Annotated in this window: 21 protein-coding genes and 1 tRNA gene; 12 read left to right on the forward strand and 10 right to left on the reverse strand. The window is 65.9% G+C overall.

Annotation, left to right across the window (positions count from 1 at the left end; genetic code table 11):
- Positions 1-107: 107 nt before the first annotated feature.
- The 4 genes from egtA to egtD are packed head-to-tail and all read left to right on the forward strand — an operon-like array spanning position 108 to position 4665.
- Complete coding sequence (gene egtA, locus ACQPYR_RS06315) at positions 108-1439, forward strand: ergothioneine biosynthesis glutamate--cysteine ligase EgtA (RefSeq protein ID WP_433628699.1); 1332 nt, start codon at positions 108-110, stop codon at positions 1437-1439.
- Between the two features lie 55 nt (positions 1440-1494).
- Positions 1495-2835 (forward strand): ergothioneine biosynthesis protein EgtB, encoded by a 1341-nt coding sequence (gene egtB, locus ACQPYR_RS06320; protein ID WP_433628701.1) that lies wholly within the window; start codon positions 1495-1497, stop codon positions 2833-2835.
- Between the two features lie 28 nt (positions 2836-2863).
- On the forward strand, positions 2864-3697 hold the full coding sequence (egtC, locus tag ACQPYR_RS06325; RefSeq protein ID WP_433628704.1) for an ergothioneine biosynthesis protein EgtC: 834 nt from the start codon (positions 2864-2866) through the stop codon (positions 3695-3697).
- Complete coding sequence (egtD, locus tag ACQPYR_RS06330) at positions 3694-4665, forward strand: L-histidine N(alpha)-methyltransferase (protein WP_433628707.1); 972 nt, start codon at positions 3694-3696, stop codon at positions 4663-4665. The genes egtC and egtD overlap by 4 nt, the downstream gene beginning before the upstream one ends.
- On the opposite strand, the gene ACQPYR_RS06335 is transcribed toward egtD, so the two are convergent.
- The 7 genes from ACQPYR_RS06335 to ACQPYR_RS06365 form a co-directional block, all read right to left on the reverse strand.
- Positions 4662-5312: a DUF2461 domain-containing protein gene (locus ACQPYR_RS06335; RefSeq protein ID WP_433628710.1), complete on the reverse strand. Its 651-nt coding sequence runs from the start codon at positions 5310-5312 to the stop codon at positions 4662-4664. The two genes, egtD and ACQPYR_RS06335, sit on opposite strands and share 4 nt — an antisense overlap.
- A gap of 36 nt (positions 5313-5348) precedes the next feature.
- Positions 5349-5909: a hypothetical protein gene (locus ACQPYR_RS06340; RefSeq protein ID WP_433628713.1), complete on the reverse strand. Its 561-nt coding sequence runs from the start codon at positions 5907-5909 to the stop codon at positions 5349-5351.
- A gap of 27 nt (positions 5910-5936) precedes the next feature.
- Complete coding sequence (locus tag ACQPYR_RS06345; protein ID WP_063036673.1) at positions 5937-6197, reverse strand: hypothetical protein; 261 nt, start codon at positions 6195-6197, stop codon at positions 5937-5939.
- A 57-nt stretch (positions 6198-6254) separates the two neighbouring features.
- Positions 6255-6815 carry a hypothetical protein gene (locus tag ACQPYR_RS06350; protein ID WP_433628716.1) on the reverse strand — a complete coding sequence of 187 codons (561 nt, stop codon included), beginning with the start codon at positions 6813-6815 and terminating at the stop codon, positions 6255-6257.
- A gap of 112 nt (positions 6816-6927) precedes the next feature.
- Entirely contained in the window at positions 6928-7908 is a 981-nt protein-coding gene (locus tag ACQPYR_RS06355) for a ribose-phosphate diphosphokinase (protein WP_433601377.1), read from the reverse strand.
- The gene (glmU, locus tag ACQPYR_RS06360; RefSeq protein WP_433628718.1) at positions 7905-9395 is read right to left on the reverse strand and encodes a bifunctional UDP-N-acetylglucosamine diphosphorylase/glucosamine-1-phosphate N-acetyltransferase GlmU; all 1491 of its coding nucleotides are present in this window, start codon (positions 9393-9395) and stop codon (positions 7905-7907) included. The genes ACQPYR_RS06355 and glmU overlap by 4 nt, the downstream gene beginning before the upstream one ends.
- 116 nt (positions 9396-9511) lie before the next feature.
- Positions 9512-9582: transfer RNA gene (locus ACQPYR_RS06365), tRNA-Gln, on the reverse strand.
- A 304-nt stretch (positions 9583-9886) separates the two neighbouring features.
- Between ACQPYR_RS06365 and ACQPYR_RS06370 the strand changes: the two genes are divergently transcribed.
- The 6 genes from ACQPYR_RS06370 to ACQPYR_RS06395 all read left to right on the forward strand — a co-directional run bounded on the left by ACQPYR_RS06370 (position 9887) and on the right by ACQPYR_RS06395 (position 18412).
- Complete coding sequence (locus ACQPYR_RS06370; RefSeq protein WP_433628721.1) at positions 9887-10501, forward strand: TetR/AcrR family transcriptional regulator; 615 nt, start codon at positions 9887-9889, stop codon at positions 10499-10501.
- 180 nt (positions 10502-10681) lie between these two features.
- A complete protein-coding gene (locus ACQPYR_RS06375) occupies positions 10682-11329 on the forward strand; it encodes a TetR/AcrR family transcriptional regulator (protein ID WP_040695316.1) in 648 nt (215 codons plus the stop codon).
- Positions 11330-11476: 147 nt separating this feature from the next.
- Positions 11477-15091: a transcription-repair coupling factor gene (gene mfd, locus ACQPYR_RS06380; protein WP_433628724.1), complete on the forward strand. Its 3615-nt coding sequence runs from the start codon at positions 11477-11479 to the stop codon at positions 15089-15091.
- A complete protein-coding gene (locus tag ACQPYR_RS06385; protein ID WP_433628726.1) occupies positions 15088-15909 on the forward strand; it encodes a MazG family protein in 822 nt (273 codons plus the stop codon). Before mfd ends, ACQPYR_RS06385 begins: the two co-directional genes overlap by 4 nt.
- A 239-nt stretch (positions 15910-16148) precedes the next feature.
- Complete coding sequence (locus ACQPYR_RS06390) at positions 16149-17237, forward strand: glycerol dehydrogenase (RefSeq protein ID WP_433628728.1); 1089 nt, start codon at positions 16149-16151, stop codon at positions 17235-17237.
- Positions 17238-17461: 224 nt separating this feature from the next.
- Complete coding sequence (locus ACQPYR_RS06395) at positions 17462-18412, forward strand: phosphodiesterase (RefSeq protein WP_433628730.1); 951 nt, start codon at positions 17462-17464, stop codon at positions 18410-18412.
- Here the strand turns inward: ACQPYR_RS06395 and ACQPYR_RS06400 are convergent.
- Complete coding sequence (locus tag ACQPYR_RS06400) at positions 18363-19814, reverse strand: stealth family protein (protein ID WP_433635030.1); 1452 nt, start codon at positions 19812-19814, stop codon at positions 18363-18365. The two genes, ACQPYR_RS06395 and ACQPYR_RS06400, sit on opposite strands and share 50 nt — an antisense overlap.
- A gap of 670 nt (positions 19815-20484) precedes the next feature.
- Between ACQPYR_RS06400 and ACQPYR_RS06405 the strand changes: the two genes are divergently transcribed.
- Together ACQPYR_RS06405 and ACQPYR_RS06410 are read left to right on the forward strand one after the other, a co-directional pair.
- A complete protein-coding gene (locus ACQPYR_RS06405) occupies positions 20485-20961 on the forward strand; it encodes a hypothetical protein (RefSeq protein WP_327093755.1) in 477 nt (158 codons plus the stop codon).
- A gap of 119 nt (positions 20962-21080) precedes the next feature.
- The gene (locus ACQPYR_RS06410) at positions 21081-21656 is read left to right on the forward strand and encodes a TerD family protein (RefSeq protein WP_040695304.1); all 576 of its coding nucleotides are present in this window, start codon (positions 21081-21083) and stop codon (positions 21654-21656) included.
- Here ACQPYR_RS06410 and ACQPYR_RS06415 read toward each other — a convergent pair.
- The gene (locus tag ACQPYR_RS06415) at positions 21638-22555 is read right to left on the reverse strand and encodes a putative PEP-binding protein (RefSeq protein ID WP_433628735.1); all 918 of its coding nucleotides are present in this window, start codon (positions 22553-22555) and stop codon (positions 21638-21640) included. The genes ACQPYR_RS06410 and ACQPYR_RS06415 overlap by 19 nt on opposite strands.
- A 45-nt stretch (positions 22556-22600) precedes the next feature.
- Positions 22601-24028, reverse strand: coding sequence for an MATE family efflux transporter (locus ACQPYR_RS06420; RefSeq protein WP_433628737.1), 1428 nt, complete (start codon positions 24026-24028; stop codon positions 22601-22603).
- Positions 24029-24045 lie beyond the last annotated feature (17 nt).

Genomic DNA, 24045 nt, shown 5'->3' on the forward strand with positions numbered 1-24045 from the left:
CTGGAATACGACCGGCGTCCGAGGCGATACAGAACTACCTGAACAACTGTCGGCAGCGCAGACGCAGCACAGCCACGGTTACCTGGTTTCACATGGTGGAGGTTGGTATGGCAGTCACGCTCGAGCATCCGAAGCGCGTCATCGCGCTGGAAAATGGCGAGCTCTCGTCGCGGGCCGCAGCCGAGGCCTATCTCGAAAAAATCTGTTTCAAGCTGGGGCCACCGACGCTCATCGGCGCCGAACTGGAATGGCTCACCGTGCAGGGTGAGTGTTCGCCGTCCGGCCCGTCGGCCGCCCCCCGCCCGCAACTGGCTGCATTCGCAGATGCACTCGGACCCTATACACCGCGGTCCATCGCCCCCGATTCGCCGGCACTTCCGTTGCCAGGGGGCAGCCGGGTCACCATCGAACCCGGCGGTCAGATCGAACTCTCCAGTGCCCCGTTCGCCGCTGCCGCGCAGCTGTGCGAGGGTTTGCACGCCGATGCTCGGATGCTGCGGGATCTACTCGGATCCCGATCCATCCGCACCGTCTCCGCCGCCGCCGATGCGGACCGCCGCCCGAAACGGGTCCTGCGGTTACCGCGCTATCGCGCCATGGAAGAGTCCTTCAGCGGCATCGGCCCGTTCGGCAAATTGATGATGTGCAATACCGCCGCGACGCAGGTCAGCGTCGATGCCGGTGCGGACCGCACCGAGGTCACCGCGCGGTGGAATGCGCTGTACGCGATCGGTCCCGCGTTACTCGCCGCCTTCGCCTGCTCGCCCGAATTACACGGGGCGCCGGTGGGTGCCTGGGCATCCCAGCGCATGCGGACCTGGTTGCGTCTGGACCACGCGCGCACCCGTCCCGCGGTGGAATCCTGGCCGGACCCGATCGCCGGCTATGCGCGCTGGGCCCTGGATGTCCCGCTGCTGTGCGTTCGCCGGCCCGATGGCGTATCCGGCAACGGCGGCGACATCGGTTGGTCAGCGCCGCCGGAGGCGACCTTTGCGGACTGGTTGTCCGGTGCGCTGGACGACGAGATCGGTCGGCGTCCCGATGTCGGGGATCTCGACTATCACCTGACCACGCTGTTCCCGCCGGTACGGGCCTCCGGACACCTCGAGGTCCGCTATCTGGACGCTCAGCCCCATAACGACTGGACCGTCCCGATCCATCTCTTCGACGCCCTGCTTTCGGCTCCGTCGGTTGTCGCCGAGGCGACGGCACTCGCCGCGCCACTCGCGGGCCGCTGGCTCGACGCAGCGCGCTGCGGGTTGGCCGATCCGGAGATCCGTGGCGTCGCGGTCGATTTGCTGACCCTGGCGGCGGCACACGCGGCGAGTCCGGTGGCGGCCCGCGAGATCGAATCCGCCGCCGAACGATGTCGCAGCGGTCGCACCCCGACCGATGAACTCGTTTCGCGCAGTGCGGATCAGCCCGAGGACCATCCATGACTCGCCGCGCCGCACCTCGAATCGCCGACCACAACGAGTTCGGGAGATACCCATCGTGACCATTCCGCACCCCGCAACGGACAATTCCGGCACCGAACAATTGCGTGACCGGATCGCCGAAGTGCTTACCCGCGCAAGGGATCGCACCATCGGCCTCACCACCCTCGATGAAGCAGAGCTGGTCGCCCAGCATTCGCGACTGATGAGCCCGCTCGTCTGGGACCTCGCCCACATCGGCAATCAGGAAGAGCTCTGGCTGGTTCGCGATGTCGGCCGCCGCGACGCGGTACGCGCTGATATCGACGAGCTGTACGACGCCTTCAAACACGCTCGCGCCAATCGCCCCGAATTGCCGCTGCTCGACCCCGCCCAGGCCCGCGGCTACGTCGGCACCGTGCGCGACAAGGTGTGGGATGTATTGGAAACCAGCGCTTTACACGGTGATCCGCTGGTCGACGGTGGCTTCGCATTCGGCATGATCGCCCAGCACGAGCAGCAGCACGACGAAACCATGCTCGCTACCCATCAATTGCGCACCGGCCCCGCGGTGCTGTCCGCGCAGGCCGCACCGACGGCGGCTGCTCCGGTCGGTGGCGAAGTCGTCATTCCCGCAGGCGAATTCGTCATGGGCACCTCGACCGACCCGTGGGCGCTGGACAATGAGCGTCCCGCGCATCCGGTGCACGTGCCCGCCTTCGCCATCGATGTCGCACCGATCACCAATGCCCAGTACCAGGCCTTCATCGCCGATGGCGGCTACGAGCGGCCCGAGCTGTGGTCCGAACACGGTTGGGCGCACCGGCAGCAGGCGGGCCTGGTGGCGCCGCAGTTCTGGGAGTGCGATCCGGCCGGGCACTGGTGGCGTCGGGGATTCGGCGTGATGACGCCGGTGCGTCCGCAGCAGCCGGTGGTGCACGTCTGCTGGTTCGAGGCCGAGGCGTATGCCGCCTGGGCAGGCAAGCGTCTGCCCACCGAGGCCGAATGGGAGAAGGCGGCGCGCTTCGATCCGGAGACCGGCACGTCCCGCCGCTACCCGTGGGGTGATGCCGAACCCGATTCCGCCACCGCGAATCTCGGCCAGCGGCACCTGGAACCCGCCGAGGTCGGTGCGTATCCGGCCGGTGCCTCCCCGGCCGGTGTGCATCAGCTCATCGGCGACGTATGGGAGTGGACCGCATCGGGTTTCGAGGCTTATCCGGGCTTCCGCGCCTTCCCCTACGCCGAATACTCCGATGTGTTCTTCGGCGGCGATTATCGAGTCCTGCGCGGCGGCTCCTTCGGCACCGATCCGGTCGCTTGCCGCGGCACCTTCCGCAACTGGGACCACCCCATCCGCCGCCAGATCTTCTCCGGCTTCCGCCTGGCCCGCGACCTGCGAAAAGGCGAGGGCGAGTGAGGGTATCGACGGCGAAAGGGCGGCGCTGATGTGTCGTCAACTCGGATATGTCGGCCCGCCGGTGCGCGTGGGCGCCATGTTGACGCTCGGTTCGCATTCCCTGCGGACCCAGGCGTGGGCGCCCAAGGATATGCGCGGGGGCGGGACGATCAATGCGGATGGGTTCGGAGTGGCCTGGTGGCGTGACGACGACGGCGTGACCGTCGGCCGGTATCGCAACTCAGCGCCCATCTGGACCGATCCGGCGGTGGAAGAGGTTCTGCCGCAACTGGAGTCGTGGTCGGTCTTGGCGGCGGTTCGCTCGGCGACCGTGGGTATGCCGGTCGAGCGGAATGCCTGTGCACCGTTCACGCACGGTCGGTGGGCATTCAGCCATAACGGCATGGTGCCGGATTGGCGGCGGGCCCTCAGCGCGGTCGCCGCAGAATTCGGCTCCACCGCAACCGAACTCGGTGCGGGGCCGCTGTTCGAGCCGGTGCAGTTGCTGGAGGCCGAATCCGCGACCGATGCGGCGACGCTCTGGGTGATCCTGCGCAGTCTGCTCTCGACCGACACTCCCGACGGTTCGTGGGCGGCGGCGCCTGCGGCATTGGGTCTGCTGGTCTCGGCCGTACTGGCTCAATCCCCCGGCGCCCGACTGAATTTCCTGCTCGGTGATGGCAGGCAGCTGTGGGCGACCACCGTCTACCACTCGCTATCCGCTCTGGTGACCGATGATTTCGCCATCCTGTCCTCGGAGCCCTTCGACGACGATCCGCGCTGGCAGCCGATTCCGGATCGCCAGCTGGTCAGCGCTCGCCCCGGCGCGCTGTCCGTCACGCCGCTTTTAGATGTGCCAAGCACGAAAGGCTCGCTCCTATGACCGCACCCACGCTGGAGATCTACCTATCCGATGACGACCTCACCTCGGCGTTGCGCGCGGATGCCATGGTCGGCCTCACCGCGGACCCGAAGTGGTTGCCACCCAAGTGGTTCTACGACGCCCGAGGCAGTGAACTGTTCGAGAAGATCACCGAACTGCCCGAGTACTACCCGACCCGCACCGAACGCGCACTACTGGAGCGGGTAGTCGGCGAGATCGCCCGCACCGCGCAGGCCGAGGTCCTGGTCGAACTCGGCTCGGGTTCGGCCGCCAAGACGCGGCTGCTGCTTTCCGCTTCGACCGCCGAGGGGCCGCTGAAAACCTATGTTCCGCAGGATGTCTCGTCCTCGGCGCTGCGGGCGGCCGCCGCGGAGATCGCTGCCGAGTTCCCGGGCCTCGCGGTGCACGGTGTGGTCAGCGATTTCACCGACACCCTGCACAATCTGCCGCGCGGCGGCCGCCGCATGATCGCCTTCCTCGGCGGCACCATCGGCAACCTGGTCCCCGCCGAACGGGCCGAATTCCTGTCCAGCATCCACGAGGTGCTGGAGCCGGGCGAGCAGCTGCTGCTCGGCGCGGGCCTGGTGATCGACCCCGCCGTACTGGTCCCCGCCTATGACGACGCGGCCGGCGTCACCGCAGAATTCAACCGAAATGTCTTGCATGTCTTGAACAGTCGCCTCGACGCCGACTTCGAGCCGGACAAGTTCGCCCACGTCGCCGTCTGGGATACCGAAGACGAGTGGATCGAAATGCGACTGGAGGCCACCGAAGATATGACCGTGCAGGTGCGCGAACTGGACCTCACTGTCCAGTTCGCGCGCGGCGAGCAGATGCGCACCGAAATCTCGGCCAAATTCCGTATCGACGGATTGGACGCCGAACTGGCCGCAGCGGGATTCGAGACCGAACAGGTCTGGACCGATCCGGACAATCGCTTCGCCCTCGTCCTCGCCGCTCGCCGTTAGGTCCGAGCGGGCGCACCACTGACCACCGCGCCCAGCCAGTCGATGAAGGGCCGCATCGTCTCCCAGGCGGTGCGGACCTCCTTCGCGGCGCGGGGTTTGTCCAGCCACGCCGGTGCGCCGTATTCCTTACTGCAGGTCAGCGATTTGTGCCGCAGCAGATCGATGCGCGGATGGTCGGCGTCGTACCCCTTCGGCTTGGTCTTGAGCTGCTCGCCGCCGATGGTGAATCCGGCCTTGGTGAGCTTCGCCAGGATGGCCTCCAGCTCCGGGCCGCGGACCTCGTCATCGATGGTTGTGCGCAACTGGGCGATCTGCGCGGGCGAGCCCGCATAGAATCCGCCACCGACGAAGAGTCCCGCCGCGCTGATCTGCACATACCAGCCCGTACCCGGCGCGACGCTGACCACCGCGCCCTGCGCCGTCTTGTAGGGCACCTTGTCCTTGGAGAAGCGCACGTCGCGGTACGGCCGGAAAATCTTGGCGGTCCCGAAGTCCGCCTCCAACTCCGCGGTCAGCGCGACCATCGGCGCCTTGACCGACTCCTCGTAGACATCCTTGTGCGCGGTCCAGAAGGCCTTCGAGTTATCGGCTTCCAAATCCTCGTAGAAGTCCAGCCCCGCGAGTGGGAACCCACCGAATCGACTCATGGCGACAACGCTAGCCCTAACCAGTCCAGCGCACGGTCAGTCGGAGTCCGGGATCATGCTGCCGCTGAAGACGGCATAGATCAGGATGAGCCCGATGACCAGGGAAATGGCGGATACGAAGGCGGCCCATTTGCCGAGGGATTCGCCCTTTTTGTGGCCGATGATGCCGAGAATGATGCCGACCGGGCCGAATAGGTAGGGGCAGAACAGCAATGAGATGCCGGCACAGACGAACCCGATGATCGACAGGGTCTGCGAACCCGATCGCGGTCCCGGCGTGGTGTGCGGCCGCGGGGCATAGGGGGGATTGCCACCGTTCGGGGTGTCCGGTGTGGCGTCGTTGATCGGCGGATAGACGGTGCCGGGCTGGTCCTGGTCGTACCGTGCCGCGGCGTTGTCATTCCACGGTTCCGGTTGCGCGGGGTCACTCGACGGCTGTGGTTGTGCGGGATCAGGCGCGGTGTCGGCGGCCGCCCGCTCGGCAGGTGTCTGCGCGGCGGGTTCGACGGGTTGCGAGGATTCGAGCGGCTCGGATTCGCCGGCCGGTTTCTCGGGCGACGAATCGCCGCGCTCAGGTCCCTGCTGCGGCGTGCTCATCGAACTCTCCTGTCGGCGGGGAGCGGGCTATAGGTCGGTATCGTCGACGATCTCCATCGCGGCGACCTCGGCCGGGCGCTCGTCCTCCTCGGCGAGTTCGGCTGCCTTACGATGACGGGTCCACTCCTGTTCGAGTTCATCGCCGATGCCGAGTCGGCCGTCATCCTCACTTTCGTGATAGCGAATGCGTAGGTCATCAGGCGGATCCTCGACATTTCGCCGGTATGCGCGGATCTCGTCTTCCTGGTCGTCGTCCCCCATGTCCATATCGAGCGGGTCACGGTCCATACCCCCAGTATCCCCCTCGACATCGGGGGCAAACGGGATCGGACCCGTACGAATCCGTCAGCTGAGGGCCCCGAGGAACCCGATGAAGGCGATGGCCAGGACGACCGCGATCGCCAGCACCGCGCCGTTGGCGATGGCCGCCCATTTGCCGAGCGATTCGCCCTTGCTGTGGCCGATGACGCCCAGGACGATGCCCGCCGGTCCGGTGATCACGATGGGCAGGCCACAGAGAATCACCACCGACAGTGCGGTCGCCGCCAGGCAGGAGAAGCTGATGATCGAGAAGATCGGGACATCGGATTGCCGAGGTGGCGTATATGGCTGGTACGGGTAACCGGGGTACGGGCCGGTCGTTTGCGGATAGCCGGGTGGTCCGACGTACGGACCGGCTTGCGGGTAGTTCGGTGGATACGGTGGCGGCGGATAGGCGGTGGGCTGCTGATAACCCGCGGGCGGGGTGTACGGTGGGGCGGTTTCCGGCGGAAACTGTTGTCCCGGTTGATAAGCCGTCGTCGGATCGAGACCCGCCTCCGGTGACCACACCTTGGTCGCGTCCACGTTGTCCTGAGGCGGGTCCTGCGACTTCTCGAGATTGATATGCGGTTCCGAATCCGACATGGCGCCCCCCGTTGGTCATCCTTTAACCGCCATGGGTACCACGCCGAAGCGGGTCTTACAAACAGCAACGTCGCGGCCCGGACCTGGGTCCGAGCCGCGACGAAGTGTGAAACTATGCGTTGCCGTTGAAAAGTCCGGTGACCGAACCGTTCTCGAAGACCTCGCGAATCGTGCGAGCCAGCAGCGGCGCGATCGACAGCACGGTCAGCTGCGGGAACTTCTTCTCCTCGTCGATCGGCAGCGTATTGGTGACCACGACCTCCTTGGCGCCACAGGTGGCCAGGCGCTCGGCGGCCGGATCGCTCAACACGCCGTGCGTCGCGGCGATGACCACATCACCGGCACCCGCCGCCTCGAGCACCTTGACCGCGCCGGCGATGGTGCCACCGGTGTCGATCATGTCGTCGATCAGAATGCAGGTGCGGCCCTCGACCTCACCGACCACGCGGTTGGCCTTGATCTGGTTCGGCACCAGCGGGTCGCGGGTCTTGTGGATGAACGCCAGCGGCGAGCCGCCCAGCGAGTCGGCCCACTTCTCCGCGACGCGCACGCGACCGGAATCGGGGGAGACCACGGTGATGTGCTCGAGGCTGTAGTTGTTGCGCACGTACTCGGCCAGCTGCAGCTGGGCGTGCATGTGATCGACCGGGCCGTCGAAGAAGCCCTGGATCTGATCGGTGTGCAGGTCGACGGTGATGATGCGGTCCGCGCCCGCGGTCTTGAGCAGGTCGGCGACCAGGCGGGCGGAGATGGGCTCGCGGCCGCGGTGCTTCTTGTCCTGACGGGCGTACGGATAGAACGGCAGCACCGCGGTGATCCGCTTGGCCGAACCGCGCTTGAGCGCGTCGATCATGATGAGCTGTTCCATCAGCCACTGGTTCAGCGGAGCCGGAAAGCTCTGCAGCACAAAGGCATCCGAGCCGCGCACGGACTCCTCGAACCGGACGAAGATCTCGCCGTTGGCGAAGTCGCGCGCGGTCTGCGGGGTGACGTGGACGTCGAGTTCCTTGGCCACCTGCTCGGCCAGCTCAGGATGAGCGCGTCCCGAGAAGAGCATCAGGTTCTTCTGGTTGTCGATCCATGACGCGGTCACTGCTGTTTGCCATCCTTTTGCTCGATTGCCTGACCCGACATCTCTTTGGTCGCGATGGCTTCCGCCGCCGCCCGTGCCGCGTCCGTGCCAGGACGGTTGCGCTGCACCCAGCCCTCAATGTTTTTCTGTGGACCACCTGAAACCGCGAGTGCCCCCGGCGGAACGCTTCTACGCAGCACAGTACCCGCCGCCGTATAAGCGCCGTCACCCACCGTCACCGGTGCGACGAACATGGTGTCGCTGCCGGTCCGCACATGCGAGCCCACCACGGTGTGGTGCTTTTTCACACCGTCGTAATTGACGAAAACGCTGGAGGCGCCAATGTTGCTGTGCTCACCGATGGTGGCGTCGCCGACATAAGTGAGGTGCGGCACTTTGGAGTGCGCGCCGATCGATGCGTTCTTGGTTTCGACGAATGCGCCGAGCTTTCCGGAATCGCCGACAACGGTGCCCGGGCGCAGATAGCTGAACGGTCCGATATTCGCACCGGGACCGATCACGGCCTGATCACCGTGGGTGCGAACGACGTGCGCGGCGTTGCCGACAATGACATCGGTGAGCGTGCAATCCGGTCCGATCACGGCGTCCTCACCGATGACGGTGCCGCCGAGTAACTGCACACCCGGCCGGATTTCGGCGTCCCTGGCGATTTTCACGTTCGCGTCCACCCAGGTGGTCGCGGGGTCGATGATCGTGACTCCCGCGCGCATATGCCGTTCGAGGATGTATCGGTTGAGGGTGCGTGCGGCCTGCGACATCTGCACCCGGTCGTTGACGCCGGTGACCTTGGCCGAGTCGAGCAGCCGTGCGCCGTGCACCGGATGTCCGGCCTCGCGAGCCAGCCGCAGCACATCGGTCAGGTACAGCTCGTGCTGGGCATTGGCGGTGGAAAGACGTCCGATCATGGTGCGCAGCACGGTCGCGTCGAAGGTGTAGACACCGGAGTTGACCTCGGTGATCGCCGATTGCGCCGGGGTGGCGTCGGCATGTTCGACGATTTCGGTGACCTGGCCGTCGGCATTGCGGACGATGCGGCCGTAGCCGTTCGGGTCGTCGGGTTCGAAGGTCAGCACCGTGACCGCCGAACGTTCGGCGTAGCTGCGGTGTTCGTCGAGCAGCGCGGACAGGGTGTGCCCGTCCAGCAGCGGCACGTCGGCGGAGGTGACCAGTAGGTCACCGGTGAAATCCTCGGGAACCGCCGCGAGCGCGCACTGCACCGCGTGGCCGGTTCCGAGCTGTTCTTCCTGAATGGCGGTGGTGATGTCGCGGCCGAGGTCGGCGGCGACCGCGGCGACCGCGGCGCCGACTTGTTCCCGATCGTGTCCTACCACGGTGATGAGGAACGCGGGGTCGATCTCGTTGGCCGCATGCAGCGCGTGCGCGAGCATGCTTCGACCGGCCAGCGAATGCAGCACTTTAGGAGTCTTCGACCGCATTCGCGTCCCGGCACCGGCTGCGAGAACGACGACGGCGGTCTGCTGTGGCATGGATCTCCCTCGGCTGCCTGTCATCGTGCTTGGGGCTGTCGTCGTGCTTGGTCAGCGCTGTCGTCGTGCTTGTTCAGCGATGTGCGCGGCCAACGATAAGCCATCGTGCCGGTGTGCTCCGCCGCCAGGACTCGAACCTGAACTATCTGAACCAAAATCAGAGGTGCTGCCATTACACTACGGCGGATTGTCACACCGGCGGATCTGCGAAACCCGCCACTGCGCCAGCGGCACGGCATGAATCCTCGCATGAAGACCTCCGGTTAGTCGAACTGCTTCGCGGAATTCGTGGGTACCCGTTGCCGCGACGAGTTCACACCGGTCGCGTTATCTGGGCGAACGCCGAAATCGGCCCCTCGATTGCCGTCTTCGGCGGGGCGACGCGCGCGCGGGCGGGGCTGTCTGGAACAGTTGTCGGCAAAAGTTCGGGTCATGCGCAGGGAGGCGGGGCGTTGTCTTCGGGTGAACCGCAACGAGTGTCCCGGCCACGGATGACGGGTACTCAGCGGCGGCAGCAGTTGATCGAGATCGGTCGCGCAATATTCGCCGAGCGCGGCTACGACGCGACCTCGATCGAGGAGATCGCACAGCGGGCGCAAGTCTCCAAACCCGTGGTGTACGAACACTTCGGCGGCAAGGAGGGGCTCTACGCCGTGGTCGTGGACCGCGAGATGTCGATGCTGCTGGACATGATCACCTCCTCGCTCACCCAGAATCGGTCCAGAATTCGGCTCGAACAGGTCGCGCTGGCACTGCTGACCTATATCGAGGAACGCACCGACGGATTCCGAATCCTGGTGCGCGACCAGCCCGCAGCTACCGCGGAGGGCCGCTACTCGAGCCTGCTCAACGAGGCCACCAATCAGGTCGCGCATATTCTCGCCGGCGATTTCGAGCGCCGCGGTTTCGATACCAGTCTGACCGGTTTGTATGCGCAGGCACTGGTGGGCATGGTCTCGACCGCCGCGACCTGGTGGCTGGACGAGCGCAAACCGTCGAAAGAGGTTGTCGCGGCACATCTGGTGAACCTGTGCTGGAACGGCCTCAGTCATTTGGAAGCCCGACCGCAGCTGAGCTCGGAATGGCGTGCCGGTACGGGAGATTGACCGCATTGGTAGCCAGCAAATTGCGCAGTATGCCCGTCCGAATGCTCGAATTCGCTGGCGCGCGCTCACCTGGTGGTACGGTTCACCCATCCTCAGGGTGCTGTTCGAGCGGTAAGTCGGTCTACTTCGGGATGTCGGTCTACTTCAGGATGGCTGGTTTAAGGATGACAGGCGGATCTGATGGCTAGGCAAGCGCGTGCGGAGATCACCCGCGATTCCGTCCTGGCGGGCGCTGCCGATGTCTTTCTGCGCTTGGGATATGCGAATGCGAGCCTGAGCGAGATCATCGCGCAGTCGAACGTGACCAAGGGCGCCTTGTACTTTCACTTCGGATCGAAGGAAGAGCTAGCGCGCGCCGTGGTCGACCAGGGCAATGAGCGTCTGGTCAGTTCGTGCCAGGGTTTCTTCGATCCGAGGGTGCCCGCGCTCGAGGCATGTATCGGGATAACCTATGTCGTCGCGGACCTATCCATGAACGATCCGATGGTCGGCGCGATGCTCAAGCTGACCCATCAGATCGGCGACTACCGCGGCGCACAAGGCGACAATATCGCCAAGACCTGGGGCGATACCTACCGTGTGCTATCCGAGCGGGCCATCGCCCAGGGCGACCTCGAGGCCGATCTGGACGCCGAGGTGATCGGGCTGCTACTGCAGGAAATGACCGCGGGCGTGCATATCACGGCGGTCGGCACCGATTCGATCGATCAGATGGCGACCAGGATGGAACGGGCCTGGTACTTCCTGCTCCCGGCGATCGTGCCCCCGGAGAAGCTCTCGTACTTCCGGGAATTCGCCGCCCGCCGCCTACGCCGCTACGTGCCGTAAAGGTGTCACAGCGCGTTGGTAGGTTGTGACGTGTCGACTGATTTCGTGAGCACATAGGTAACTCATCCCGGCAAAGGCTGGGGGAGTCGGGGGAGCCTAGACTCGGTTGGCCGTCCTAAAAACCTCGCCTGAGCTCAGGAGCGTTCGATGTCCACCCACCGTCCACCTCTTGCCGGACTGGCCGCGGTGGCCGGGGCCGATTCGGCCTTGCGGACCGTCGCTGACCTGGTCGGGAAGTCGCCGGTCGAGTTGGTCGGGCCCTCGGCGGTGCGGCCGTTCGTCGCGGCGACGATCGCGGCCCAGCGGCCGCTGGTGGTGGTGACGGCGACCGGGCGCGAAGCCGACGATCTGACGGTCGAGCTGGAGGAAATCCTCGGCGCGGCGATCGCACAGTTCCCGTCCTGGGAGACGCTGCCGCATGAGCGGCTGTCGCCGGGTGCCGACACCGTGGGGCGCAGGTTAGAAGTGCTGCGGCGGCTGGCGCATCCGGAGGATCCGGTGTTTCCGGAACCGCTGCGGGTCGTGGTGACGACCGTTCGCTCCCTGATGCAGCCGATGGCCGCGAGCCTCGGTGATATCGAACCGATCGTGCTGCGTGTCGGCGCGGAGTTCGATTTCGACGAATTGCTCCTGCGCCTGATCGAATTCGCCTACACCCGCGTCGATATGGTCGGCAAGCGCGGTGAGTTCGCCGTGCGCGGCGGCATCCTCGATCTGTTCCCGCCCACCGCCGATCATCCGGTGCGCGTGGAGTTCTGGGGCGACGAGGTGACCGAGCTGCGGCCCTTCGCGGTCGCCGACCAGCGCTCGCTGACCGATCTGACGGTGGATGTGGTCGTCGCGCCGCCGTGTCGGGAACTGTTGCTCACCCAGGCTGTACGCGCGCGCGCCGCCGAGGTCGCGGTGGCGAATGCCGCCGATGCGGCGCTGGTAGAGATGTTGGAGAAGCTTTCCGAAGGTATTCCGGTCGAGGGCATGGAGGCACTGCTGCCGGTGCTGCAGCCCGGCGAATTGCGGCTGCTCACCGAGGTTTTGCCGGAGGGCACCCAGCTGCTGCTGTGCGATCCGGAGAAGATCCGCACGCGCGCAGCCGATCTGGTGCGCACCGGTGAGGAGTTCCTGGAGGCATCGTGGACCGCCGCCTCGTTCGGCGGTGCCGCGCCGTTGGGTGGGCACGGACTCGATCTGGCCGCCTCCGGTTACCGCGCGCTGCCCGAAATCCATGACAGCGCAAACGCACACGGTCTGCCGTGGTGGAGTCTGAGCCCGCTGACCTCCGGTGATCCCGCCGAGGTTGTGCTGCCGGTGCTGGCCGGGCCCGCGGCGCGCGGATCCGACGAATTGGTGGCGACGATCTTCGCGTCGCTGCGCGCGCATGTGCTGACCGGTGGACGCGCGGTCGTGGTCGTGGCGGGTCACGGTACGGCGCAACGCATTCTGGAACGGCTCTCGGATGCCGACGTGCCCGCGGCTGCTTTGACAGCCGGTGCCGAGCCGACGCCCGGAGTGGTCGGTGTGCTGTGCGGTTCGCTGCACGACGGGTTGGTCTTCGATGACGCCCGTCTGGTTGTCGTCGCCGAATCCGACCTCACCGGCAACCGGGTCACCGCACCGGCGGAGGGGAAGCGGCTACCGGCCAAGCGCCGCAATCAAGTCGACCCGCTGGCGCTGAACGCCGGCGATATGGTGGTGCACGATCAGCATGGCATCGGCCGGTTCGTCGAGATGATCGAACGCACCGTCGGCGGGGCGCGGCGGGAATACCTGGTCATCGAATATGCGCCCGGTAAGCGCGGGCAGCCCGGTGATCGGCTGTTCGTGCCGATGGAATCGCTGGATCAGCTCTCGCGCTATGTCGGCGGTGAGATGCCGAGTCTGTCCAAGCTCGGCGGATCCGACTGGGCGAATACGAAACGCAAGGCGCGCAAGGCGGTTCGCGAGATCGCCGGTGAGCTGGTGCAGCTTTACGCCGCGCGCCAGGCCGCGCCCGGACATGCGTTCGGACCGGACAGTCCGTGGCAGAAGGAGATGGAGGACGCGTTCGCGTTCACCGAGACCGTCGACCAGATGACCGCCATCGCCGAGGTGAAGGCGGATATGGAGAAGGCGGTCCCGATGGACCGCGTGGTCTGTGGTGATGTCGGCTACGGCAAGACCGAGATCGCCGTGCGCGCCGCTTTCAAGGCGGTGCAGGACGGCAAGCAGGTCGTCGTGCTGGTGCCGACAACCTTGCTGGCGCAACAGCATCTGCAGACCTTCACCGAACGCGTCGGTGGATTCCCGGTGACCGTGAAGGGCCTGTCCCGCTTCACCGATCCGGCCGAATCCCGCGTAGTGCTCGAGGGGATGGCGGACGGCACCGTCGATATCGTGGTCGGTACGCACCGGCTGCTGCAGACCGGCGTGCGGTGGAAGGATCTCGGCCTGGTGGTCGTGGACGAGGAACAGCGTTTCGGTGTCGAGCACAAGGAGCACATCAAGGCGCTGCGCACGCACGTCGACGTGTTGACCATGTCCGCGACGCCGATTCCGCGCACCCTGGAGATGAGCCTGGCGGGCATTCGCGAGATGTCGACCATCCTCACCCCGCCCGAGGAGCGGCATCCGGTGCTCACCTATGTCGGTGGGTACAACGACAAGCAGGTCACCGCGGCCATTCGGCGTGAGCTGCTGCGCGACGGCCAGGTCTTCTATGTGCACAACCGGGTTTCATCGATCGACAAGGCCGCCAAGCGGATTCGGGATCTGGTGCCGGAGGCGCGGGTGGTGGTCGCGCACGGTCAGATGAACGAGGACATGCTCGAACAGACCGTGCAGGGATTCTGGGAGCGTGAATTCGATGTGCTGGTCTGTACCACCATCATCGAGACCGGGCTCGATATTTCCAATGCGAATACGTTGATCGTGGAACGCGCGGACGCTCTCGGTCTTTCGCAGCTGCATCAGTTGCGTGGGCGCGTCGGCCGCAGTCGTGAACGCGGATACGCCTACTTCCTCTACCCGCCGGAGAAGCCGCTCACCGAGACGGCCTACGACCGGCTCGCCACCATTTCGCAGAACTCGGATCTCGGCGCGGGTATGGCGGTCGCCATGAAGGACCTCGAAATCCGTGGCGCCGGAAATGTGCTGGGCGCCGAGCAGTCCGGGCATGTGGCCGGTGTCGGCTTCGATCTGTATGTGCGGCTGGTCGGTGAGGCGGTGGAGGCTTATCGGGCCGCCGCTGACGGAAAGCCGATCACGACCGAGGAGGTCAAGGAGGTCCGCATCGACCTCCCGGTGGACGCGCACATTCCGCCCGACTACATCACCAGCGATCGGCTCCGGTTGGAGGCCTACCGCAAACTTGCTGCGGCGCAAGATGCTCCGGGGTTGGAGTCGGTTGTCGAGGAGCTCGTCGACCGGTACGGGCCGCTGCCCGTCGAGGTCGGCAGGTTGGTGTCGGTGGCGAAACTGCGTCTGCTGGCTCGCGAATACGATGTCACCGAAATCGCTGTCACCGGAACCACATTGAAGGTTTCGCCGATGAGCCTGCCCGATTCCAAGCAGATGCGATTGAAGCGCCTGTACCCGAGCGCGGGCTATCGCGCGGCGAGCGGGGTGGTGCAGTTGCCGCTGCCCCGGGTGCAGGACAGTGTCGGCGCCGACCGGGTGCGCGATGTCGTCCTGTTGCAATTCGTTGCCGACCTGTTGCTGCAGTTGGATGGCAAGCCGAAGGGCTTCGTAGAGCTGCGGGTCGCCACCGAAGCCACGGCGGCTCGATGAGTTCGGACCGCGACGAAGCCGTTCTGCGGGCCGCCCGACATGCGGCGGCGGAGGCGGGACGGGCCAATGGTGCCCATGAGCACGCGGTCCCGGAAGCGATCGCCGATGATCCTCAGCGGGCGGCGGCCGAATCCGGCCGAACCGATGCCGCCCTGGTGGCGGCGGGGTTAGGCGACGCCGTCGAGGTGATGGACCGGCTGTGGAACTTCGGCGGCTGGGAAGTGACGCAAACCCACGACTCGCTGCGCCCCTACCTGCTCGAGGAAACCTACGAACTACTCGACGCCATCCAGCACAACGACGCCGAAACCATCAAGGAAGAACTCGGCGACCTGCTGCTGCAGGTCCTGTTCCACTCCCGAATCGCCCAGGCCGCAGGCGAATTCACCGTCGATGATGTCGCCGCCGCACTGGTCGCCAAACTCGTCAACCGCAGCCCGCACCTCGCCGACGAACCGATCGACCCGTCGGCCACCGTCGCGGAAAAGATCGCCGCTCAGGAAAAAGCCTGGGAGGAACGCAAATCCGCCGAAAAATCCCGCCGTTCCTGCCTCGACGGCATAGCCCTGGCCCAACCCGCCTTGGCTCTGGCCGAGAAGATCCGCTCCCGCAGCCTCAAAGCAGGGCTGCCCGAAGACCTGATCCCCGATACCCTGCGCGCCGTCGCGCTGGGCGGCGAAGACAGCGCAGAAGAACGCCTCCGCAAAGCCACCTTGTCCTTCGCATCGGAAGTCCGCGCCACCGAGGATGCCGCCGAAGCCGCCCGCGGCGAGCGCGTCCCGCTATCCGCCGCCGATTGGCGCAAGTACTGGCCGTAGACGCTACCCACTGACGCACTTCGCGACCCCCTCTGTTCACCACCGCAGATGCTCGATCGCGCGTGTGCACTGAGAAAGCGCTTGTGCGGTCGCTCGATGACGTGCCATCGCCTCACCGCTCTCGGCGAGGTCGGGGTAGTGGTCGGAGGGTGCGGCGGCCGCGTAGCGTTTGGGTACGGAGTCGGCTGTCGGGCGGCGGTGTGGGTGCTTCGGCGGTGCCCGCGATCGGGAGGTGGCAGATGCTGAGTGTGTTTTCTTCGCCGGGGCATTATGTGCAGGGGCGGGATGCGACGGGGGCGCTCGGGGCGGAGATGACGCGGTTGGGGATCGCGGGGCCGGTGATGATTGTGGCGGGGGCCAGTGCGCATCGGTTGTTGGCACAGACGTGGCAGGAGTCGCTTACCGAGGCGAAGATCGAGTATTCGGTGCATCGGTCCGGGGGTGAGTGCAGTCGGGCGGAGATCGGGCGGGTGACCGCAGCCGTGCAGGAAAGAGCGAGCACGGTGGTGTTGGGCGCCGGTGGGGGCAAGGTGCTCGATACGGCTCGGGCGGTGGCCGATGATCTGGAACTGCCGATGATCAGTTGTCCTACGACGGCGTCCAGTGACGCGCCGTGCAGCGCGTTGTCGGTGATCTATACCGATGCTGGGGAATTCGAGGCTTATCAGCTGGTTCGACGGAATCCGGCATTGGTCCTGGTCGATACGTCCGCGATCGCGCAGGCTCCGGCGCGGCTGCTCATCGCTGGTATGGGCGATGCGCTCGCGACCTGGTTCGAGGCGCGGACCTGCAGTGCCGCGCGGGTCCGGAATATGCGTGGCGGCGCGTCCACCCGCAGCGCTACCGCATTGGCCGAACTCTGCTACCGGACCCTGCTCGCCGACGGCACCCACGCGCTCGCCGCGGTCCGCAACCACACCGTCACCCCGGCGCTCGAGCGCATCGTCGAAGCCAACACCCTGCTCTCCGGCCTCGGCTTCGAATCCTCCGGCCTCGCCGCCGCCCACGCGATCCACAACGGCCTCACCGCCGCCCCGCAAACCCACCCATACCTACACGGCGAAAAGGTGGCCTTCGGCGTCCTCACCCAGCTGGTGCTGGAAGGCGCTCCCACTGCAGAGATTTCAACGGTCCTCGAATTCTGTACCTCGGTCGGTCTCCCGACCACCTTCGCCGCGCTGGGCCTGACCGACCCCGATAACCGAACCCTGACCGCCATCGCCGAACGCGCCACCGCCCCCGGCGAAACCATCCACAACGAACCCTTCACCGTCGATACCCCCATGGTCCTGGACGCCCTCCGCACCGCCGACACCCTCGGCAGCTAGCGTCCGCATATCTTCCTTTGCGCCACAGCCGTTCTCGGAGCGGGCGCCGTGGTGGAGGTCATCGATGCCGACGGCACCGGTCGGCGCGATGACACCGAACTCTCACCTACCCGCAAGCATGTCGTCACCCTGCGGAGGGCAGTCTGTCAATAGGTCTTCGCTATCCTGGCGATGGAACCCGAAGCCAATGGCGGGCGAATCCGCCGGGGAGGACGTTCGGTCCGGTGCCCACCAGCAGAGTCGCGGAGCACCCGCGACCGAATCATGTGCTGTTCCATTTCAGCGATACCCATTTGATCGCCGGCGACGGCGAGTTGTACGGCGATGTGGACGCGGATCTGCGTCTTCGACAGTTGCTCGACCAGGCCGCGGCCAGCCGCATCCGCCCGACGGCGATCATCTTCACCGGTGACCTCACCGATCGGGGCGAGCCTGATGCGTACGAGAAACTCCGCGCCATCGTGGAACCGTTCGCGCGCCGATTGCGCGCGCCGGTCGTATGGGTCACCGGCAATCACGACGATCGCGGTGAACTGCGCCGGACCCTGCTCGGCGAGCGCCCGTCGACCAAGCCGCTGGATCGGGTGCACATGATCGACGGCCTACGCATCATCGCCCTGGACACCAGCGTCCCCGGCCACCACTACGGCGAAATCCGCGACGAACAGCTGGCCTGGCTGCGATCGGTACTCGCCGAACCCGCACCGTTCGGCACGATTCTGGCGATGCACCACCCGCCGGTGCCGTGCGTGCTCGATTTGGCGGTCACTGTCGAACTGCGTGATCAGCGCAGGCTGGCCGATGTGCTCGACGGCACCGACGTGCGCGCGATTCTTGCTGGGCACCTGCACTTTTCGACCAGTGCCACCTTCGCGGGCATCCCGGTCTCGGTCGCCTCGGCGACCTGCTACAGCCAGGATCTGGCCGTCGCCGAGGGCGGCCTGCGCGGCCGCGACGGCGCGCAGGCCTTCAATTACGTGCACATCTATCCGGACACCATCGTTCACTCGGTGGTCCCGATCGATCGCGGCCCGACCGTCGGCTCCCCGTCCACTCCGGAAGAAGCGGCGCGCAAGCTGGCCGAGGAGGGCATCGTGATCCCGCCCGCCGCGCGCATCCCGCGGGTCATGCGGCGCCGGGCGCAGACTCCGGAAGACGACGAGGCCGTGCACTGACCCGCTCCCACGGCGCGGGGGCTGGGAAATAGGTGGACAGGAATTCCGACACCGCCCGCACCCGGTCGGCCTCCGGGACCTCCGGAAAACTGCCGTCGTTGAGGCAGAAGAAGTCGACATCACGGTTTGCCGCCAGTGTGTCGAGCAGTGCGAGCCCGCGTCGGCTCGTGGTGTCGACATAGCGCATCCGCGCCATCTCCTGCGGCACCGCGCGCCCGGTGAGCATGGCGTAGTAGTGGTACAGCGAATTCGTCACCGAAATATCGGTGGCCGCACGGAATCTGCTCGCCCTGGTCCGCGCGAAGTCGGTCGCGAATTCCCGCTCCATCTCGAGTAATACGCTGCGCCGCAACGGAACCGGGGTGTGTTCCAGGTGCCGGGTGATGACATGTCCGAACCGTCCGGCCAGCAATTCCCGGTTTTTCCGTGCCGCATTCTCGAAACCACTGCGCCGCTCGTTGTTTCGGCCCGGCCCGATCCGGGTGCCTGCCTCGATGAACCGGCTAACCCCGGCCGGGCTGAAGAACATCGACGGACGCACCGGCCGGGCGAAGAACATATCGTCGTTCGAGTACAGGAAATGCTCACTGAGCCCGTCGATATGCTGCAGTTGGCATTCCACCGCATGGGAATTGAAGGTGGGCAGCCCGCTGGTATCGCTGAAGTGATCGACCGCGCGCACCACCGTCACCCGAGGATGTTCGTCGAGCCATCCCGGCACCGCGGAATCGGTCGCGATGAAGATCCGCCGAATCCACGGCGCGTTCTTGTACACCGAGCGCAGTGCGTACTTCAGTTCGTCGATCTGGCGGATCCGAGCATCCGCGTCATCGCCCTCGCCGACCACGACCTGGGCCAGCATTCCCGCACGGCGGGCACGGAATTCGGGATCTGTGCCATCGACCCAGGAGAACACCAGATCGATATCGAAGCCGACATCGGTCGGCTGTGGCGCGAACATATCCGTCAATGTCGGCCAATTGCGGTCGAACAGGCGAACTTCCGTGCGCTCGACATCGGCGAGGTCGAAGACATTGCGGGTGAAGACATTCGGCCGCGGGCATTCGACGGTGTCGCCGTGGTACTCCCACAGCTCCAGATCCACGTAATGCGCCGGATCGGCATCGCGACCGAGCCGGAAGACATTGTGCTGCACCTCGGCACACGCGAATCCCGCGGCAATCGCGGTGGCCGTCACCCGACGCACCATCGTCCGGTGCGCGGCATCCGCGGCCAGTGCCAGCCGATGTCCGCCATCACGAATCAGCAGGAACGGCACCTCCGCGGCCGCCAACTCGCCGCGCAGATAGCTCAGGTCGTCCAGCATCGCGGGCGAGACGACGAGATTGCCCGCCGTCGGCCACGCCACCATATCGACCGCGCCGGAATTCCTTGCCCCCATATCAACCATGTGTCTGCTCCCCACGTCCGTGTGTGTGCCGAAATGTCCCGTGGTAGCCGCTACAGCCCGGGCACCGCCGCGGACGACGTCGACGGACGTCGTCTGCGGTTGCCGTGCCCGGCGCGGCCGAATTCAGAAATTCGGGACGATGCCGTAGTGCAGGAACGAAGTGATCAGCCGGGTCTCAGACGATCGGTACACCATGTCGTTCTCACCTCACTCACGGCCGGACGCCAACGCGTCTTCTTGGGTAATGCTGTCGGTGCGGGCAAGGCGCGGCGGCCGAGCGGTACCGAGAGCAGCACGCGGGCCGGACAGACATCGGCCGGCGAATGGAGAAGCCCTGCTGAACAGGGTCTGTCAGCAATGATGCATCGACTGTGCCGACCCGTCAATCCGGACGCCCGAGAGGTGTCCCGGACAGAGGGCTGGGCCCGGTTGCCCCATTGAAAATAGGGTAGCCTCACCGCATAATCCCGCGCGAGGAGATGGCCCGCCACTGAGCCAGGGCGCTGCCCATCACCCGGCGGCGGCGTATCAGTGTCCTGAGAGGTGCCTGTGAGCACTTCGGACAAAGGTCGCAGCGCCAGCGAATAAGGGCCACAGCACCTTAGACTTGCAGGCAACGTGGCACAGCCCGCCGCGTGGCAGCGATCAAGAGGTGACGAACATGGCAGCCGGAGCGAGCCCCGTGCAACGTCAAGACCACTCTACGGCCGATCATCCTGAACTGGACGTACTTCCGGAATGGCCCCAGGAGACGATCGCGGTGCTGGTCACCACCGACCCAGCGCCGCATGCGATTCCGGTGTCCTGGCCGGTGCGCGCGGATGATCGGCGGATTCTGCTCAGCCTGAAATTCGATCGCGGTTCGCTGGCGCGCTTGCGCGAACGGCCCGATGTCGCACTGCTGATTCTCGGCGGTGGCAATGTCGCGCTGTGCGCGCGCGGGCAGGCGCGGGTTATCGCCGAGGAAATGCCCGGTGCGACAGACTATGTCGCGGTCCAGATCGATGTCGAAGTCATCGATGACCACCGGCAGTCGGCCTTCGCGGTGGCGCACGGAATCGAGCGCACTGTCCTGGACGCGAGCGAATTGCATGCGCTCGAAGGGCGCGTGCAGACACTGCGCGCGTGGAGCCGCTAGCGACTGCTTGCAGGTCGCTCGAGAAGATCGGCATCGAGAACTGAACCGGCACAAGGTGTCCGGTACAGAGTAATAATCGTGATGAAAGGCGGCGCGAACGCGTCGAACGGAAGGGGATCATGAGCGTCACATTGGCCAAAGGCGGAAATGTCTCGCTGTCGAAGCAGGCCGCCAACCTCACCAAGGTTGCGGTGGGGCTCGGTTGGGATGTGCGAACGACCACCGGGGCCGATTACGACCTCGATGCGAGTGCGCTCGCCACCGGGCCGAATCAGCGTGTGCTGTCCGATCAGCACTTCGTGTTCTACAACAATCTGCGCTCGCCCGAGGGCACGATCGAACATACCGGTGACAATCTCACCGGTGAGGGCGAAGGCGATGACGAGGTGATCAATGTCGATCTGGCGGCGACCCCGCCGACGATCACCAATATCTTCTTCCCGGTCTCCATCCACGATGCCGATGCGCGCGGACAGTCGTTCGGCCAGATCCGCAACGCCTACATCCGCGTGGTCGACGCGACCACCGGCGCCGAGTTGGCCCGGTATGACCTCACCGAGGATGCGTCCACCGAGACCGCCATGGTGTTCGGGGAGTTGTACCGGTACGGCAACGAATGGAAGTTCCGCGCCATAGGTCAGGGCTATGCCTCCGGGCTCGCGGGTATCGCCCGCGATTACGGCGTCAACGTCTGATGGGCGTGCGGGTGGTCGGGATCGGACCCGGCCGCCCGCTCCGCCTCGTATACCGCGATCGCGGCACGCGTCTTGCGCTTGATCGCTTGCAGCACATCGAGATCCGGCAGGTCCGCGAACTGCTCACCCAGCACCTCGGGCAGATCGGAGTAGTGCAGCACGCATTCGTCGACGCCGAGGTTCGCGCAGGCCGCGAGCAGGTCCGGATGCAGATAGCCCGCGACCGCGGTCCGCACGCCCGCGGCGGCGGCCACCATGGTGACGCGCTCGATCGCGCGCAGCAGCGGCGGAACCGGGCGAACGGGGCGTAGGCTGGCGCGCGCCTGGCCGAGCAGCAGCGAGGACAGATCGTTGCAGCCGATCACCACCCGGGACACCCCGGTGGTCACGACCCGGTCGACCTCGAGCAGCAGCGACGGGATCTCGATCATGGTGGCGACCGGGCAGTCGCCGATCACGGCCCTGGTCTGCTCGATGGCCCACTGCAATTCGTCGACATAGGTGACGAAGGGGAAAAGCACGCCGATGTCCGCGCCCTCGTCGCGCACCTGTGCAATGCCCTCGAGTTCGGCGACGAATGCGTCGGGAAAACGACGCGCTCGGCGAATACCGCGCAGGCCGAGCAGTTTATGCGGCTCGTCGATGATCTCTTCGACGCCGTCGAGGATATTGCATTCGGCGGTATCGGCTTCCATGGTGCGATACCAGATCGTCGTTCCGCTCGCCCGCTTCGCAATATGTCGCAGATACGGCACGAGATAGCTCGAAACCGATTCGGGTGTCGGATATTTCCCGGCCGCGCGGAACACGTACTCGCCGCGCACCATCCCGACCCCGTCGAAGTGGTCGAGCAGTTCAGCGGAGATCCGCTCACAACTCAATGCCAGGCTCTGCCGCATTCCCCGCACGCTATCAGGTTGCTGCACAATACTTTCCGCCGCCCGTTAGGTCCGGATTTCACGAGGCCGGGAAGGGTTGGGTAGGGATTGCGGGAGAGGGTGTGGGTGGGTGGAAGCGGCGGTGTCGAGCAGAGCGAAGTAGCGGCGGAGCATGAGGGCGGCCGTGCCGGCCAGACCCGCGGTCAGACCCCACCAGACGCCCGCGGCGCCGAGGCCGACCGGGAAGGCCAGCAGCAGGGCCGTGGGCAGGCCGATGAGCCAGTAGCCGACCAGGGACAGGCGGAAGCCCGCCTTGGTTTCCTTCAGACCGCGCAGCAGGCCGGTGCCGATGTTCTGTGCGGCATCGAAGAATTGGAGCACGATGCCGATGAGCAGCAGCGAGCGGGCCAGTTCGATCGTCGCGGTGTCGCCGGGTTCGAGGAAGGGGCTCAGCACGACTTTCGGCGCGGCGATATAGACCACGCCGGTGACCGCGGCGACGATGCCCGCATGCTGTAGCGCCAACCAGGCCAGCGCACGGGCGTGGCCGTATTCGTCACGCGCGACGGCATGGCTGACCAGGATGGACGCACCGTGCGACAGGCCGATCGCGATCTGGAAGACGATGTAGATGATCTGGTAGACCACATTGTGCGCGGCCAGCGCGGCCGGTCCGATACTGCCCATCACCAGGGCGAGCACGGAGAACATGCCCGCTTCCGAACCGTAGGTGAGCGCGATCGGCGCACCGAGTTCGATCTCGGCCCAGATGGTCGGCACGTGCACCGGCCACGGACGCAGCGGCAGGGTGGCGCCGAGTGCCGCATCGGCGCGCACCATCGCGAAGAAGACGCCGAAGGTGATCAGGAAGACCAGGGAGGTCGCGACGCCGATGCCGGTCAATCCCAGTGCGGGCAGTCCGACCCAGCCGTGCATGAAGGTAAGGGCCAGTACGAGGTTCAGCGCCACCGAGCCGAGAGTGACCAGCAGCAGGGCCTGCGGACGCTGCATACCGACGGTGTACTGCCGCAGTACTTGGAACCACAGGCAGGGCAGCAGTCCGGGCGCGAGCGCGAGCATGAGCGGTCGCGCGTCGGCGAGTACGCCCGCGTCCTGGCCGAGCCATTGCAGCGCCCAGCCGAGTCCGATCAGCACGGCGCCGCCGAGGATTCCGGCGAAGGTAGCGATCAGGAAACTCGAGCGGACGATATCGCGGACCTCCCCGTCCGCGGATTCACCACGCTTATCCGCCGCACTCGTCGAAGACGCGATCTGATTCCCGGTCCCGGTGATCAGACCGACGCACATCGTGCGAATCTGGTTGAACAGCACCATCGCCAGCCCGCCTGCGGCGACCTCGCGCACACCGAGCGTGCCCATCAGTGCGATATTGGTTGTCGATACCGCGATCTGTGCGAGTTGGGTGAGTGCGATCGGTGCCGCCAGCGCGGTGAGCTGTCGCCCATCGGCACGGAAGGTGGACAGATTCAGCATCGCACCTCCACCGGTCG

The sequence above is a fragment of the Nocardia sp. CA-120079 genome, from assembly GCF_050955745.1.
Taxonomy (GTDB): Bacteria; Actinomycetota; Actinomycetes; order Mycobacteriales; family Mycobacteriaceae; genus Nocardia.